Source organism: Oscillibacter sp. PEA192 (genome assembly GCF_003574015.1).
GTDB lineage: Bacteria > Bacillota > Clostridia > Oscillospirales > Oscillospiraceae > Oscillibacter > Oscillibacter welbionis.
This window is the reverse complement of sequence record NZ_AP018532.1, coordinates 1,409,813-1,425,378: the sequence shown is the minus strand read 5'-3', so window position 1 is coordinate 1,425,378 and position 15,566 is coordinate 1,409,813. Positions and strand designations below refer to the sequence as shown.

Annotated in this window: 17 protein-coding genes and 1 other RNA gene; 4 read left to right on the top strand and 14 right to left on the bottom strand. The window is 62.6% G+C overall.

Annotation, left to right across the window (positions count from 1 at the left end; genetic code table 11):
- Positions 1-146: 146 nt before the first annotated feature.
- Both DN611_RS06910 and DN611_RS06905 read left to right on the top strand, forming a co-directional pair.
- Positions 147-644: a spore coat protein CotJB gene (locus DN611_RS06910; RefSeq protein ID WP_025545340.1), complete on the top strand. Its 498-nt coding sequence runs from the start codon at positions 147-149 to the stop codon at positions 642-644.
- A complete protein-coding gene (locus DN611_RS06905; RefSeq protein ID WP_021750721.1) occupies positions 644-1,240 on the top strand; it encodes a manganese catalase family protein in 597 nt (198 codons plus the stop codon). Before DN611_RS06910 ends, DN611_RS06905 begins: the two co-directional genes overlap by 1 nt.
- A 58-nt stretch (positions 1,241-1,298) precedes the next feature.
- On the opposite strand, the gene DN611_RS06900 is transcribed toward DN611_RS06905, so the two are convergent.
- Both DN611_RS06900 and DN611_RS06895 read right to left on the bottom strand, forming a co-directional pair.
- Positions 1,299-1,544: a hypothetical protein gene (locus tag DN611_RS06900; protein WP_021750720.1), complete on the bottom strand. Its 246-nt coding sequence runs from the start codon at positions 1,542-1,544 to the stop codon at positions 1,299-1,301.
- Between the two features lie 177 nt (positions 1,545-1,721).
- Complete coding sequence (locus DN611_RS06895) at positions 1,722-2,372, bottom strand: GNAT family N-acetyltransferase (protein ID WP_025545342.1); 651 nt, start codon at positions 2,370-2,372, stop codon at positions 1,722-1,724.
- A 90-nt stretch (positions 2,373-2,462) separates the two neighbouring features.
- Here DN611_RS06895 and DN611_RS06890 point away from each other — a divergent pair, with 90 nt between their 5' ends.
- A complete protein-coding gene (locus DN611_RS06890; protein WP_119310953.1) occupies positions 2,463-3,275 on the top strand; it encodes a MerR family transcriptional regulator in 813 nt (270 codons plus the stop codon).
- Positions 3,276-3,356: 81 nt separating this feature from the next.
- Here DN611_RS06890 and ligA read toward each other — a convergent pair whose 3' ends face one another.
- Genes ligA through murD form a run of 3 tightly spaced genes read right to left on the bottom strand, consistent with a single transcriptional unit; the run spans position 3,357 to position 7,550 of the window.
- Positions 3,357-5,402 (bottom strand): NAD-dependent DNA ligase LigA, encoded by a 2,046-nt coding sequence (gene ligA / locus DN611_RS06885; RefSeq protein ID WP_119310952.1) that lies wholly within the window; start codon positions 5,400-5,402, stop codon positions 3,357-3,359.
- Positions 5,403-5,418: 16 nt separating this feature from the next.
- Positions 5,419-6,126: a sporulation protein YunB gene (gene yunB, locus DN611_RS06880; RefSeq protein ID WP_036628743.1), complete on the bottom strand. Its 708-nt coding sequence runs from the start codon at positions 6,124-6,126 to the stop codon at positions 5,419-5,421.
- Positions 6,127-6,173: 47 nt separating this feature from the next.
- Positions 6,174-7,550 (bottom strand): UDP-N-acetylmuramoyl-L-alanine--D-glutamate ligase, encoded by a 1,377-nt coding sequence (gene murD / locus DN611_RS06875; protein WP_119310951.1) that lies wholly within the window; start codon positions 7,548-7,550, stop codon positions 6,174-6,176.
- A gap of 262 nt (positions 7,551-7,812) precedes the next feature.
- Between murD and rnpB the strand changes: the two genes are divergently transcribed.
- An RNA gene (gene rnpB / locus DN611_RS06870) (RNase P RNA component class A) lies at positions 7,813-8,392 on the top strand.
- A 199-nt stretch (positions 8,393-8,591) separates the two neighbouring features.
- Here the strand turns inward: rnpB and DN611_RS16855 are convergent.
- From DN611_RS16855 to glmM, 9 genes are all read right to left on the bottom strand, one after another.
- Positions 8,592-9,602, bottom strand: a complete 1,011-nt coding sequence (locus DN611_RS16855) for a helix-turn-helix domain-containing protein (RefSeq protein ID WP_136891740.1) — start codon at positions 9,600-9,602, stop codon at positions 8,592-8,594.
- A gap of 26 nt (positions 9,603-9,628) precedes the next feature.
- The gene (locus DN611_RS06860; RefSeq protein WP_145985069.1) at positions 9,629-10,006 is read right to left on the bottom strand and encodes a DUF6291 domain-containing protein; all 378 of its coding nucleotides are present in this window, start codon (positions 10,004-10,006) and stop codon (positions 9,629-9,631) included.
- 287 nt (positions 10,007-10,293) lie between these two features.
- On the bottom strand, positions 10,294-11,031 hold the full coding sequence (locus DN611_RS06855) for a YebC/PmpR family DNA-binding transcriptional regulator (RefSeq protein WP_021750709.1): 738 nt from the start codon (positions 11,029-11,031) through the stop codon (positions 10,294-10,296).
- A gap of 6 nt (positions 11,032-11,037) precedes the next feature.
- Positions 11,038-11,829, bottom strand: coding sequence for a Nif3-like dinuclear metal center hexameric protein (locus DN611_RS06850; protein WP_119310950.1), 792 nt, complete (start codon positions 11,827-11,829; stop codon positions 11,038-11,040).
- Positions 11,807-12,523, bottom strand: coding sequence for a class I SAM-dependent methyltransferase (locus DN611_RS06845; protein WP_119310949.1), 717 nt, complete (start codon positions 12,521-12,523; stop codon positions 11,807-11,809). Before DN611_RS06845 ends, DN611_RS06850 begins: the two co-directional genes overlap by 23 nt.
- Before the next feature lie 65 nt (positions 12,524-12,588).
- Positions 12,589-12,798 carry a DUF1858 domain-containing protein gene (locus DN611_RS06840; protein WP_021750706.1) on the bottom strand — a complete coding sequence of 70 codons (210 nt, stop codon included), beginning with the start codon at positions 12,796-12,798 and terminating at the stop codon, positions 12,589-12,591.
- 244 nt (positions 12,799-13,042) lie between these two features.
- Positions 13,043-13,324, bottom strand: coding sequence for a zinc-ribbon domain containing protein (locus DN611_RS06835; RefSeq protein ID WP_021750705.1), 282 nt, complete (start codon positions 13,322-13,324; stop codon positions 13,043-13,045).
- 39 nt (positions 13,325-13,363) lie between these two features.
- On the bottom strand, positions 13,364-14,005 hold the full coding sequence (locus DN611_RS06830; protein WP_021750704.1) for a sigma-70 family RNA polymerase sigma factor: 642 nt from the start codon (positions 14,003-14,005) through the stop codon (positions 13,364-13,366).
- A 67-nt stretch (positions 14,006-14,072) separates the two neighbouring features.
- Positions 14,073-15,428 (bottom strand): phosphoglucosamine mutase, encoded by a 1,356-nt coding sequence (gene glmM / locus DN611_RS06825; RefSeq protein WP_021750703.1) that lies wholly within the window; start codon positions 15,426-15,428, stop codon positions 14,073-14,075.
- Between the last annotated feature and the right edge of the window lie 138 nt (positions 15,429-15,566).

The following is a 15,566-nucleotide window of genomic DNA, read 5'->3' as shown; positions in this document are numbered from 1 at the left end:
GCCTATTCCCGCCTGCTTATCCCATATTCCCGATTATAGCGGCTCGGACGGCGGAAATCAAGGGCAGGCTCCTCCCGGACCATCTCCGCATAGGATGGCATGGGCGCATGGTTCCCATGCGCACCCTACCCCAGAAGGAGGCATCCATGCAGATGGAGAAACCCAACACCAATACGCCGCCCACGCCGTCCGTGCCTTCCATGCCGCCGTCCGGCTCCTGCCAGCCGAACCAGGGCACTCTGCCCGGCACCTGTGCACCCATGGTGTTTCCCTTTGTAGCCATGCAGGAGGAGAACCCTGTCCGGTACAGCCGGATGGAGGCCCTGCAAACCGGCACCCTGTTCCCGGGGCTTGACCTGCCTTTCAAGGCGGCCATCCAGGCCAAGACGAAAATGGCCAACACCGCCCTGGTGGAGCTGATGGCCCTGGACTTTGCCATTGACGAGCTGGGCCTGTATCTCACCACCCACGCCCAGGATCAGGAGGCGCTGCAGCTGTACTGGTCCTATATCAAGCTGGCGAAAGAGGGCCGTGAGAAGTACCAGAAGATGTACGGCCCCCTGCTGCAGACGGACCTGACGCCGGAGGACGGCTTCGCCTGGCTGAAGGACCCGTGGCCCTGGGAGGAAGGAGGCAATGACTGATGTTCATTTATGAGAAGAAGCTCCAGTACCCGGTGAAGATCAAGAACACCAATCCCAAGCTGGCCTCCGTCATCATCTCCCAGTACGGCGGGCCCGACGGTGAGCTGGGCGCGTCCCTGCGCTACCTGAGCCAGCGGTACTCCATGCCCTATGCGGAGCTGAAGGGCCTGCTGACCGACATCGGCACTGAGGAGCTGGGCCATTTGGAGATGATCGGCGCCATCGTCCACCAGCTGACCAGGGACCTCACCGAGGAGCAGATCCGGACCGCGGGCTTTGACACGTATTTTGTGGACCGGACCGCCGGCGTGTACCCCACCGCCGCCTCCGGCTTCCCTTACAGCGCCGCCAGCATGGCGGTGAAGGGCGACCTGATCGCCGACCTGACGGAGGATCTGGCCGCCGAGCAGAAGGCCCGTGTCACCTACGACAACATCCTGCGCCTCTCCGACGATCCGGACGTCAACGACGTCATCAAGTTCCTCCGGGCCCGGGAGATCGTCCACTTCCAGCGCTTCGGCGAGGGACTGCGGCTGGCCAAGGACAAGATGAACGAGAAGAATCTCTACTTTGTGAACCCGTCCTTTGACAAGTGACCCACTGAATGGAAAGCGCCCGCCCCGATCTCCCGGGGCGGGCGCTTTTTGCGGGGACTCAGTCCCCGTTCTTCATCAGGTCTTCCACCAGGGGCATGAGCCGGGCCTGGTCTTCCTTCCGGTCGGCAAAGAGCTCCAGGGTATCGCCCTGCTCCTCGATGAGGCGGCCGATGGCGATATACCGGGACATGGAGGATTTCAAATTAAAAATGTCTCCCTCCGGGCTCTTCAGGTACACGTCGCCGCCGCACTGGCTGACGGCGTCCAGGAACTCCTGCACGTCCGCTTCGGAACGCAGTCGCATGGGAAACACATCCTTTCTGTATCAGACTCCCAGCCTTCCCGGCTGGTGCTTAACAAAGATACCACGCAGAGCCGCCGGTGTCTATGGCCGAACTGGATAATGTTTCGGAGTGACTCGCTCCAGAATATTGATGAACTGCACAAAAAAACAATTATTTTTTATGCAGTTAATACAATTTCAAAAATTGCAGCCCGCAGCGTCATGAAATACCGTTGCGCGGTCATAAAGAAAGAAATTCATGCTTACGGTCTGCCCGTTTATCTGGAAAAGATGCTCTCTCTGGCCGCGGCGGCACATGCCCTGGTGTTCATAAAAGCCGTAGTTGCAGCTGGTATCTGTAAACAGGTAGAATTCATCCAATCCCTGCTGTTTCAAATAGGCAAGCGCGGAATGAAACAGCTTTTTGCCGATGCCCTTTCCCTGACAGGATGAACGGACAGCAAACAGAGCCAATTCCGCCGGATAGGTCTTTTTGCAGCCGCGCAGCAATTGCTCATCGATCTCATTGACGTTTTGGAAGATTTGAGAGACTGCCCTTCCCTCTTTGGACGCATACAGCTTCACAATGGACAGGATTTGCTGAAATCTGGCAGAGAGGGCGCATCTGTGATCCTTGTTGTTCTTTACCAAAATGATCCCTGCCGCAGTTCCGTCAAGTACGGCCACCTGTGAAAAGGTGTAATTTGTCAGGCAGCTGCGCAGAAAAACCTCCGCCAGCCTGGAAGCCGTTTCGGGACTGCTGAACTCATCATAGTGCCACGTGCTTCGGATGATTTCCTTTAAGGGCTGAAAGTCCTGTTTCTGATATTCTCTGATTTGCATCTCCATGATATTCCCCCTGGTATTGGTCTCGGATACCCCGTATAATAGTCCTTACAGCAGCTGTAATGTCAATACCGGAAAAGGAGCTATTTTGTGATGAGGCAAAACACTGTAAAAATGACCACCGCCCAGTTTGCGGAACTGCACGGTGTCAATCGGAGAACGCTGCATTATTATGACGACATCGGCCTGTTTTCCCCCTGCCAAAAGGGGGAAAACGGTTACCGCTATTACGACGCATCACAGAGCATTGTTTTTGAGTATATCCGTATGCTGAAAGAGTTGAATATGAGCATCGCGGAAATTGCGGACTACTGTAAGCATCCTGCTCCGGAAAAGTTTTTGCAGATCGCAGATCGGAAAGAGGCGGAAATCGATCTGGAGATACGAAGGCTGAAGCGCGCGCGGAACATACTGAAGACCAAAAAAGCGCAGGTGCGTCTTTGCGAGGGCCTGCCGGATGAGGAAATCAGGGTCGAGGAGTGCGGCGCGGTCAAAATTTCTGTTTTGCCGTATGATTTTTCCGGAGACGATTTATCCCGGCTTTTTACCGATTTGAAAAGTCAATGGGGCATTGAGCAGATACGCATGGGAATCGGGAGCTTCCTCTCCCTGGACAAAGTCACCGCCGGGTCCTTTGAAACATACGACGGGCTGTTTACCTATTCGTCCGGCAGCGCATCCGGTCCGCATACGTTCGTCAGGCCGGCGGGGCGGTATCTTTGCGGCTATCAGAAGGGACCTTGGGACAAGGCGCCCGCCATGTACCAAAAAATGATCGACTATGCCCGCCGGCAGCATCTGACACTGACGGGCTTTGCCTACGAGCTTGGATTGAACGAATTTGCGATCTCCAGCCCGGAGGAATACGTCACAAAATTCATGATCCAGATCGATGACCCCTGCTGACGGTACGCCCGCCGGGCACGCATCGCAGCGCAGCCTGCACACAAGCCGAAAGAGCGGGGGCGTGAGCCCCCGCTTCCCTGTTTATTCCGCTTCTTTTGCCGCCTCGTCCCGGCCCAGCAGGGCCAGGATTTCCGCCTTGTCGCCGGGGACCTCGTCCACCAGCACCCGGTACTGCTCCTCGCTGAGAACCGGCACCCCCAGCTCCTGGGCCTTCCGGAGTTTGCTGCCCGCGGCCTCTCCGGCCACCACGGCGCCGGTCTTTTTGGACACGGACCCGGACACCTTGGCCCCCAAAGCCTCCAGCTTCTCCCCGGCCTCCTTGCGGGAGGCGGACTCCAGCTCGCCGGTCAGGACGAAGGTCAATCCCGCCAGCAGGTCCCCGGTGGGCTGGGCGGTGCTCTCCATGTTCACCCCCGCCTCTTTCAGGCGGCGGATCAGGTCCTTCGCCTGGTCGCCCCGGAAGTAGTCCGCGATGCACCGGGCGGTGATGCCGCCCACGTCGGGAATCTCCGTCAGCGCCTCCTCTGTGGCGGCCATCAGCGCGTCCATGGAGCCGAAGTGGGCGGCGAGGGTCTTGGCGGCCTTCTCCCCCACCTGCCGGATGCCCAGGCCGTACAGCAGGCGGCTCAGGTCGTTGGCCTTGGAGTTCTCAATGGCCCGGATCAGGTTCTCCGCGGACTTCTCCCCCATCCGGTCCAGCTTGGCCACGTCCGCGGCGTGGAGGCTGTACAGGTCCGCGGCGTTGGAGATCAGCCCGGAGTCGATCAGCTGCTGGATCACCGCCGGACCGCAGCCGTCGATGTCCATGGCGTCCCGGCTGGCGAAGTGGGTGAGGTTCCGCAGCAGCTGGGCCGGGCACTCCGCGCCGGTGCAGCGCAGGGCCGCGCCGTCCTCGTCCCGGACCACTGGGGCGCCGCACACCGGGCAGGCGTCCGGCAGCGTGTAGGGCACCGTGCCCTCCGGGCGTTTGTCGAAGTCCACGCTCAAAATCTCCGGGATGATCTCCCCCGCCTTCTGCACCAGCACAGTGTCCCCCACGCGGATGTCCTTCTCGGTGATGAAGTCCTGGTTGTGGAGGGTGGCGTTGGTGACGGTGGTGCCCGCCAGCCGCACCGGGGACAGCACCGCCTTGGGCGTCAGCACGCCGGTGCGGCCCACCTGCACCACGATGTCCTGGACCACGGAGAACTTCTTCTCCGGCGGGTACTTGAAGGCCACCGCCCACTTGGGGAACTTGGCGGTGGAGCCCAGCCGCTCCCGGTCCGCCAGGTGGTCGCTCTTGATGACCGCCCCGTCGATGTCGAAGGGGTAGTCCATCCGCTCCTCGTTGATCCGGTCGATCTCCGCCTGAATCTCCGCCGGGTCGGAGAGGGTCTTGTGGGGGATCACCTTGAAGTGCTGGGAGGCCATGTAGTCCAGGGTCTCCGAGTGGTTCTGGAAGGTCTTGCCCTCCGCCAGCTGGAGGTTGAACACCTGGATATCCAGCTTCCGCTCCGCGCAGATCTTGGGGTCCAGCTGCCGCAGGGACCCGGCGGCGGCGTTCCGGGGATTGGCCATGAGGGGCTTGCCCTCCAGCTCCCGGCGGGCATTGATCTCCGCGAACACCGCCCGGGACATATAGACCTCGCCCCGGACGATGAGCCGGGGCAGCTTCTCCGGCAGCTGCATGGGGATGGCGCGGATGGTCTTGAGGTTCTCCGTCACGTCCTCCCCCACCCGGCCGTCGCCCCGGGTGGCGCCCCGGACGAACACGCCGTCCCGATACTCCAGGGCCACGGACAGGCCGTCCACCTTGGGCTCCACGGAGTAGGCGGCGCCGTCCCCCAGGGCCTCCCGCATCCGATCCAGGAACTCCGAGACCTCCTCTGCGTTGAACACGTCCTGCAGGCTCTCCAGGGGTACCGGGTGCTCGTAGGTCTCAAAGCCCTCCAGGATCTTGTCGCCCACCCGCTGGGTGGGGGAGTCCGGGGTGATCTCCTCCGGGTGCTCCGCCTCCAGCTCCTCCAGGCGCCGGTTCAGCCGGTCGTACTCGTAGTCCGGGATCACCGGCGCGTCCAGAACATAGTACAGATAGCTCTGCTGGTTCAAAAAGTCCCGCAGCTGCTTCATTTCCTCGCGGTAGTCCATAGGGTGTGCTCCCTTCTCAGCTGTTGTTCAGAATGTAGTCTTTCAGATCCTCCTCGTACGTATCCGGATCTGTGGAGAAATAGGTGTAGGTGTCCGGCACCGTGCCCACGATCACCGTCTCCGCCACGATGAAGGAATTGGACACCTTGGTGGCGGTGCGGAACCCCGGCAGCAGAACGCTGACGGAGACATCCACCGTCAGGATGATCTGATGCTTGGTCTGGTTGATGCCGGCGGAGGTGAAGGCGTTGCGGAAGTTCGCCTCCGACGACCCCACGGACTCCATCCGCACGGTGATGCGGGGCCCCCGTCCCGCCAGCAGCGTCGAACCCGTCAGGCTGCCGATGGGGATGGACAGGTCCCCGGTGGGCACCTGGCTGATGCGGGTCAGGACCGTGTCCAGAATCTCCGCCTGCAGGTGGTTGAAGGCCGCCATGTTGCTCTGCACAGCGGTGATGTGGCCCTCCGTGTCCTTCTCAAAGGACACCAGGCCGTCGTACTGCAGCTCGCCCTTCTCGATGGCCTCATACACGGCCTCGCTGACGATGCGGGTAACGGTGTTGGACACCCGGGTGGTGGCCATGCTCTCCAGCAGAGGCCGCATCTGGGTGGCGGCGATGAAGAGCACCGTCAGCGCCAGAGCCATCAGCAGAAACGCCAGGGCCCGCAGCACCCGCCGGCGGTCCATCCGCCGGCGGTAGAAGTAAAATCCGCGCCAGATCATGGCCATCACGCCCCCTTCCCGCCATTGTATGCGGGGGCGGCCTGGCCTTATTTCAGAGCGTTCACCAGATCCTTGAAGACCCGGCCCCGCTCCATGAAGTTGGCGAACCGGTCAAAGGAGGTGCTGGCCGGGGACAGCAGCACCACATCCCCCGGCCGCGCCGTCTCACGGGCCAGCGCCACGGCGGACTGGTAGCTGTCCACCTCCGTGATGGGCAGGCCGGTGAAGTTGGCGGCCTTCTCCACGGCGGCCCGGATCACCCCGGCGGTTGCGCCGCAGAGGATCAGGGCCTTCACATGCTCGTTGATCTCCGGACCGATGGCGTCATAGGAGATGCCCTTGTCCTTGCCCCCGGCGATCAAAAGGACCTTTTCCGGAAAGGACCGGAGCCCGGCGATGGTGCGGCTGGGGCTGGAGGCGATGGAGTCGTTGTACCACCGGACGCCGTCCAGCTCCCGGACCAGCTCGATCCGGTGCTCCACGCCGCCGAAGGTGCGGGCGAAGGCCCGGATGGCCTCGTCTGGGACCATCCCGTCCACGGCGGCGACGGCGGCCATGTAGTTCTCGATGTTGTGGACGCCGGGGAGCTTGATGTCGGCGGTGTCCAGCACCACCCGCTCGCCCTGCGGCCCCCGGCAGACAATGGAGGTGCCCCGGAGGAACACGCCGTCCGCCACCTCCTTCCGGCGGGAGAACCACCGCACCCGGCCCGGGGCCTTTTCGGCGCAGCGGACCGTGGTCTCGTTGTCGGCATTAAAGACGGCAATATCCCGGACTGTCTGGTGTGTAAAGATATTTTCCTTGGCAGCGATATACTCCCCGTAGCTCTTGTGGACGTCCAGGTGGTTGGGAGACAGGTTGGTCATAACGGCGATGCGGGGGCTCCGGTCCATGGTCATCAGCTGGAAGGAGCTGAGCTCCAGCACCGCCAGATCCGTTGGCGCGATGTCCGGCGTGTCGCACAGCAGCGGGCGGCCGATGTTGCCCCCCAGGTGGACGGTGCGCCCGGCGGCCTCCAGGAGCTTTGCGATGATCGTGGTGGTCGTGGTCTTGCCGTCGGACCCGGTGACGGCGATCATCTCGCAGGGGCAGACCTGAAAAAAGACCTCCATCTCGCTGGTGAGGGCGCTGCCCCGCGCCACCGCCGCCGCCAGCTCCGGCACGTCGGGCCGCAGGCCGGGGGTGCGGAAGATCACGTCCGCCGTCAGGTCCTTCAGGTAGTCCTCCCCCAGCTGCAGGCGGCAGCCGTGCTGCTCCAGCTCGTCCCCCAGGGGCCCCAGGGCCTCCCGGGATTTTTTGTCGCAGGCGGTGACGGGAATGCCCCGCTCCAGCAGCAGCCGGATCAGGGGCCGGTTGCTGACGCCGATGCCGATGACGGCCACGGACTTGTTCCGCAGAGAGTCCAGATATTCCTCAAACTTCATGGGTACGCTCCTAACGCCGCGCTGGGCGGCAGAGATTGACAGACAAGGAAATTATACCGCAGATCGGAAAAAAATACAACCACGCCCCTCTCCTTCCCAGACTTTTTCTCCCGGGGCTGCGGGGCCATGAAGCCGGGACCTAACTGCGCTCTGCGGGCCATCCGGTATTTTCAGCGGAAGGCCCTGGCGACTTCCGCCGATGTGGAGGCCGCATTGCGGCCAGGCGTTGACAATCCCGTCGGATTCCGCTAAAATAGACAGGCGAGTAAGACAGACAGTCGCGCGGCCAGGCCGAAAGGCCGGTCGTGAGGAAAGTCCGGGCTCCACAGGGCAAGGATAACGGGTAACGCCCGCCGAAGGCGACTTCAGGAAAAGTGCAACAGAGATATACCGCCGACAGAGTTACTCTGTATCGGTCAGGGAACCAGCGACGGCTGAACGCGATGCCCCGCGGAGCGGGGCGAGGGAAACTTCCCCGAACAGCGCAATCGCTTCCGCGCGGAACGGCGCAGGGGTGTTGTGTGAAGAGGGGCGAAGGGTCCCTCTTCCTAATTGCAATCAGCCCGCCGCAGCGGCCGCTCCCGCGGGGAGCGGCAAGCCACCCTTACCGACAGAGAGTAGCTCTGTCGGTAAGGGTGGAAAGGCGAGGTAAGAGCTCACCCATCGGCTGGAGACTGTCCGATGCTGTAAACTCTATCCGGAGCAACACCGGTATGGGAGCAGGGGGTCCGACCCCCAAGGCTGGCCCGGCCGCTCCCGGGGTGGCTGGAGCGTACCGGCGACGGTACGTCGAGATAGATGACTGTTTGATACAGAACCCGGCTTACAGTCTTGCTCGTACAAGAAGAGGTCCTGGCGAAAGCCAGGGCCTCTTTTTGTACCGATTGATGCCGGTACTGCCGCGCGGTGTACTGGTCGATGCAGCGGAGGACCCGCTCCCGGCTGTGAAAGGCCAGATGCTGGCTCCCTGTCTCCGGGTGGAAGGAGACCCCACCCGCCGCTCTCAGAGGGGGGCGCAGGAGATTCCATAGGCAGCACCTCTCATAGCCCTTCCCACGGGGCCCACATCTGTTCCAAAATCTCCTCCGGCAGGGTGTCCGGCCATGACTCCACAATCTCTCCATCCACATAGTCGTAGACGGTGTACGGCTTCTCCGGCCAGCGGGTGCGGACGGCCACCTCCAGCGCTCCGTCCCCATCCACGTCCAGCGCCTCGGCGTTGATGCAGTCCTCCACTTCCAGGATTGCCCGGGTGTTGATGCCGGTGGGGTCCGGCTCCTCCGGATGATAGGGCCAAAACCGGACGTCACATAAAAACACCAGATTTTCGGACTCTGCGTAGGGGTCCGGGTAATACCCGTCCCGGAGATACTGGACGCTGGTATCGCCGAAGAGAAGCGGCACGCTGCCGGAATCCCCCTCATAGGTGACATCCATGACACCTCCCAGAACGGTGACGCCGGTGTCCTCACAGGCAGACACCGTACCAGTGCGGGTCAGCCGGTTCCATTGAAAGTCCATCTGATAGGAAATGGTATCTCCCCGCTCGTCCCGCAGCGTGAGGGCATCAAAGTCCACATCCTCCCCGCACTTCAGCCGGATCAGGTGTCCACGGTCCTCCACATAGACACAGTTCCTGCCATTCACAGTCTCTTTCAGAACGATGCTGTAATACCCCTCCTCCGTCACCACGATCTGCGTATACGCCACCACGGCTGCAGTTACGGCCAGCAGCACCAGCACCGCCGCCAGCCGCTGCCAGGAGCGCCGCCGCTCCTGCCGCACGCTGTCACGGGAGATATCCAACAAGCTCTGCATGGTCTCCTCCGCTCCTTTCGCCGCCTGCCTCCGGCAGGCCATCAGCTCCTCCACCGTCAGGTCCAGGGCTGCCGCCAGGGGCTCCAGCAGCGTCACATCCGGGTAGCTCAGTCCCCGCTCCCACTTGCTGACGGCCTTGTCCGTCACATGCAGCCGCGCCGCCAGATCCCGCTGGGTCAGGCCCAGATTTTTCCGCTCGCTGCCGATGAAATCGCCCAGCCGCTCCTTGTTCACGTGTATCACCTCGCCCTCAGTCTACCCTATGGGTCCGATTTTGGCAACCGACCAGCGGTAGAGACATCCCGCAGGTACTTCCGGATGTCGCTGTAATCCTTGGGCGCGGCCTGTTCCAGGGCCTGCCGGGAGATCGCCCCATCCCCCTGCCGCCGCGCCGCCGCCTCTTGGTAGCGCCGCTGCTTTTCCTTCCACTTCTCTGTATCCCGCCGAATGGTCTCCGCCAGAAACCGGTAGGCCATGCGGGTCTCCTCCCTCAAGCCCGGGTGCTGCCGCAAAACCTCCTCCGGATCCGTGGGAGCCTTGTCCGCCGCCATGGCATAGCGGTACAGCAGAAGCAGCAGTTCCCCCCGCTGCTCCGCGTCCAGGGCCGCCACACAGGGAAAATTATCGAAATACAGCATAAAACTCTTCTTGTGTTCCTCTGCCAACGAAAAACCACTCCTCTCAAGAAAAGGCGTCCCCTCCCCATCTGATGCACGGCTCTATGCAATCTCCGGGAGGATTTTGTAAAATTCTCCCGCTATGGTAAGGGTCAGCGTAAGGGGAATGGTGATGGTTATGCTTATGGTAAGGGGGACCGGTCAGGCCCGCCTCTCCGGCGTTTTTTGCACAAAAGAAAAGTTTTGTTGAATATTCCAGAGGACGAAAAGAGGACGGGTCTCCCCGTCCTCTCTCTATCCAGCGATGCTCAGTCGTTGTCCCAGTTGTGCCAGACGTTCTGCACGTCGTCGTTGTCCTCCAGCATGTCGATGAGCTTCTCCATGTTCTTCACGTCTCCCTCGCCGGTGAGGGTGATGTAGTTCTGGGGCACCATCTCGATCTCCGCGCTGGCGAAGGCGTAGCCCTTCCCCTCCAGGGCCTTCACCACATCGTTGAAAGCGTCGGGGTCGCAGGTGATCTCCAGGGCGGGACCGTCGGCCTCAAAGTCGGCGGCACCGGCCTCCAGAGCGTCCATCATGACGGTGTCTTCGTCCAGCTCGCCCTCCTCGTTGTCAATGACGATGACGCCCTTCTTGTCAAAGGACCAGCTGACGCAGCCCTGGGCACCCAGGTTGCCGTTGCACTTGTCGAACGCGTGGCGGACCTCCGGCGCGGTGCGCTGGCGGTTGTCGGTCAGGGCCTCCACAATGACGGCCACGCCGCCGGGGCCGTAGCCCTCGTAGGTGACGGCCTCGTAGTTGTCGGTGCTGCCGGAGCCCAGGGCCCGGTCGATGGTGCGCTTGATGTTGTCGTTGGGCATGTTGACGGCCTTGGCCTTGGCGATAACCGTGGCCAGACGGGAGTTGTTGTTGGGGTCGCCGGAGCCGCCGCCCTCTTTCACGGCCACGATGATCTCCTTGGCGATCTTGGTGAAGGCGGCGGAGCGCTTGGCGTCGGCCGCGCCCTTGGTCTTTTGGATATTATGCCATTTGGAATGTCCGGACATGGTACATTACTCTCCTTCTACGTAATACTGGATGACCTCCCGGTGGGAGGCGGATTTGGTGACGGTGAGGCCCGGGAACCGGCCGCGCAGGTACTCTGCCAGCACGGTGCACACCGGATTCTCTGTGGGGAAGTGGCCCGCGTCGATCAGACGGATGCCCTTCCCTGCCGCGTCTAAAAACTGGTGGTAGCTGAGGTCCGAGGTCACGAACACGTCGCACCCTGCGGCGATGGCCGCATCCTCATAGTCGCCGCAGGCGCCGCCGCCCACCGCGACCTTCCGCACCGGGCCGCTGTCCCCGGCGTAGCGGACGCCGTTGGCCTGGAGCGCCCGGCAGACGTGCTTTGCAAATTCCTGTAAAGGCATAGGACTTGCCAGTGTTCCCATCCGGCACAGCCCCTCCGGGTCCCCCAGCGGCCCAGGGTCCTCCAGCCCCAGCGCGGCGGCCAGCGCGTCGTTGACGCCGCCGGGGGCCACATCCAGGTTCGTGTGCATACAGATGGCGGACAGGCCGCTCCTCAGGATTTTCAGCAGCAGGTGCCCCTGGGGCGTGTCCTGCCGGACGGTCTGCACCGGCAGCCATTTGCAGTTCATCACCGGATGGTGGCTGACAATCAGCTGGCAGTTTTCCGCGATGGCCTCGTCCGCCACGGCCTCCGTGATGTCCAGGGCCACCAGGACCCGCCGGACCTCCGCCTCCGGGTCCCCCAGCAGCTGGCCCACGTTGTCCCAGTCCATGGCGCCCTCCTTCGGGGCCAGTCGGAACAGGGCCTGTTCAATTTCCCGGACAGTTGGCATGGCGCCACTCCTCCCTCATTTGCAGAAGCTCCGTGATGACGGCCCTGGCGTAATCGCCCCGTTCCCGGGCCTCTGGCGCCGACGCCCGGTTGGCCCCGGCCGCCGCCGCCTGGAGCTGGATGATCTTCTCGATGATGTAGCGGTCCCCCAGGGGGTCGTAGAGCAGGTCCGCCCCGGCCCACTGCCGGCCCAGCGTGAGATGCATCTCCCCTGCCCCGGCCTCGATCACGGGATAGAGAAAGCCCCGGTCCCGCACCAGCGCCTCCCGCGCTATGGCGTAGCCGTGCTCCGCCAGGAAGCGGCGCAGCGCCTCCGCCCGGCTCTGGGGCTGGAGCAGCAGGGTGTGGCGGCCGTCGGCGGTCCAGGGTGCCCCGGTCAGAATCTGGGCGATGTTCTCGCCCCCCATGCCGGCGATGACGATGGTGTCGCACTCCTCCGGCGCCACGGCGGCCAGACCGTTGCCCAGGCGGAAGGTGATCCGGTCCCCCACACCGTAGCGCCGGCCGGTCTCCTGCGCCCGGTCCAGGGGGCCGCGCCGCAGATCGCTGGCAATGGCAGAGGCCACGCGGCCCTGCAGCGTCAGCCACACGGGCAGATAGGCGTGATCCGTGCCAACATCAGCGAGGTGCGCACCCTGGCGGACCCAGGCGGCGATCTGCCGCAGGCGCGGCGTCAGTTCCAGATGTTTTCCCATGGCGCCCTCCTGTTCCGGCTGTCGGAGGAGGACGCATACGGTCTCCCGTATGCGTCCCGTTCCGGTCATTCCGCTTTCTTGTTGGCTTCCTCGTTCACCAGGGCCAGCAGCTTGTCGCAGTCCACGCCGTGGACCATGCAGGCCTCCTCCACAGTCTCGCCCCGGGAAGAGGGGCAGCCCAGGCAGTGCATGCCGATGGACAGGAAGATGGGCGCGGTCTGAGGCGCCACGTCCAGAATGTCACCGATGATGGTGTCCTTCTTGATCTCGATCATCAGAGGTTCCTCCAATTCTAATCTGAAATTCAGCAGGGGTATTATACTCTAGTTTTCGATGTTTTTCAAGAGAAAATCTTTGAAAAGCCTGGAAATGTGGAGATTCGGCGTCCGCACCGGCACATTTTTCCGGAATGCCTCCCGTTTCCCCGGCGCGGGGCGCGGCGGCCGGCTCCCACGGCAAAAGAAGAAGCGGCGCCCACCGGGCGCCGCCTCTGCAAGAGACCAAAACGGATTGATTCGTTTATCTCTGCTGGTCCCGCATCTTGGCGAAGCACTCGCTGCAGTACACGGGACGGTCAGACTTCGGCTCGAAGGGCACGCGGGCTTCGCCGCCGCAGGCGGCGCAGACAGCGGTGAAATACTCCCGGGGACCGCGGGCCGCGTTCTTGCGGGCGTCACGGCAGGCCTTGCACCGCTGGGGCTCGTTCTGGAAGCCGCGCTCGGCATAGAACTCCTGCTCGCCGGCGGTGAACACGAACTCCTGGCCGCACTCCTTGCAAACTAAGGTCTTGTCTTCGTACATGATGTTACCCTCTCTTTGATAAAGAAAAATATATTGCGTTCAGCTTCCGCTGAGATCGCCGGAAAGAAGCTGCCGTGCCACCTTGCGCCGAATGCGCTGCACGGCGTTGTCCACGGACTTTGGGGGCTTGCCTACCGTCTCGGCAATTTCCCTGCATGAAAGACCGTCTAAATAGTACCCCAAAATCTTTGCTTCAAACTCGGACAACTGTTTCCGGACACCGGATAAGAGGGCAGCGGTATGTTCCCTGTCGATGAGATACGCTTCGGGATCGCGCTGAGTCAGATCGCTGGTACCAGAGGTGTAGGAATTGGCGTCAAAGAAGGGTGTATCCAAGGGGACCGACTGATTGAGAGCCATGTGCTTATCCCGCGCCGCGGCGCGGAGGACGGAATACAGCCGGTTACGAATGCAGATTTCTGCGAAGGTCCGGAAGGATGCCTCCTTGGAGGCGTCATACTCCCGAACGGCTTTGAGGAGGCCCACCATGCCCTCCTGGGTCAGATCCTCGCTGTCGCCGCCCACCAGAAAGAAGGGGCGGGCGCAGGTCCGGACCAGCCGGTTGTACCGCGTCACAAGAGCTTCCTCCGCTTCGCGGCTGCCGCCGGCAACCAGTTGGCACAGCGTTTCATCGCTGCACTGGTCCAGGGGCTGGGGTGTCTTCTCGCTAAATTTGTACATATCGTATTATACCTGTCTATCCAGTGAAATGTCAAGCAATTTGTAAAAAAATCCGAGAAACAGATTTTTATTTTTTTTGCGATTTGATGAAATCTGCCAGCCGGTCCGCCACCGCCTGGGCGATCTGCGTGGTTTTGGCCTCCACCATCACCCGGATCAGGGCCTCCGTGCCGGAGGGGCGCACCAGCACCCGGCCAGCGCCGGCGAGGGCCTCCTCCTCCCGCTTCACGGCCTCCGCCAGCGCGGGGGACGCCATAATGGCCTCCTTCACGCCGCCGCTGTGGGGCACCTCCACGTTCACCAGCACTTGGGGGTAGACGGCGCAGCAGCTGACAAGGGAACTTGCTTTCTCCCCGGACCGGGCCAGCACCTGCAGGAACTGGAGGGCCGTCACTTCACCGTCGCCGGTGGTCTCCACATCGGTGAAGATGGTGTGGCCGGACTGCTCCCCGCCGATGCGGTAGTCCCGCTCCAGCATCTTCTCCAGCACGTTCCGGTCGCCCACATCCGTGCAGAGCAGGTCGATGCCGTTGTTCCGGCAGAACTCGTGGAGGCCCAGGTTGCTCATCACCGTGGCCACCAGGGCGTTGCCGTTGAGCTTTCCCCGGCGCTTCATGTCCAGGGCGCACACCGCCAGGACCTTGTCGCCGTCGATGACGCCGCCGGTCTCGTCCACCAGCAGGCAGCGGTCCGCGTCCCCGTCAAAGGCCACGCCGATGTCATAGCCGCCCCGCACCACGGCGGCGGCCAGGTCCTCCAGGTGGGTGGAGCCGCAGTGGCTGTTGATGTTCACCCCGTCCGGGTCCCGGTGGATGAAGTCCGTCCGGGCCTTGAAGCGGCCGAACAGCTCCGGCGCGGTGGCGCTGGCAGCGCCGTTGGCGCAGTCCGCCAGGATTTTCAGCCCCGCCAGATCGGACTCGATGGTGGAGGCCACGAAGTCGATATAGTCCCGCTTCAGCTGGCGCATACCGTGGTGGCGGCGGCCGATCTCCCCCCGGGTGCGGAGCTTCATGGGCTCCTGGGAGAGGATCTTCTCCTCGATCCGGGCCTCCACGCTGTCGGAGAGCTTGTAGCCCTGTCCGCTGAAGACCTTGATGCCGTTGTGCTCATAGGGGTTGTGACTGGCGGAGATCACGATGCCCGCGTCCGCCTTTTCCTGCACGGTGAGATAGGCCACCGCCGGGGTGGGAATGGTGCCCACCGGCTTCACGTCGCTGCCCACGGAGCAGAGCCCCGCCATCAGGGCGGACTCCAGCATGTCGGAGGAGATGCGGGTGTCCTTGCCGATCACCACGGTGGGGCGGCTGCCCTTGTCCTCCATCAGAACAGTGCCCACGGCCTGCCCCACGCGGAAGGCCATGTCGGCAGTGAGGTTCTCCCCCACCACGCCGCGGATGCCGTCGGTTCCAAATAGTTTGCCCATTGATATTACCTCGTTTGTTTCTTATGATGTGACCGTCCCCATGGGACGGGGATTCAGCCATGCTGATGGCTGGGCGGATGCACCCCCCATTTCTCTTTTGTCGTGCCAAAAGAGAAACGGGCCGTGCACGGTCCAAAG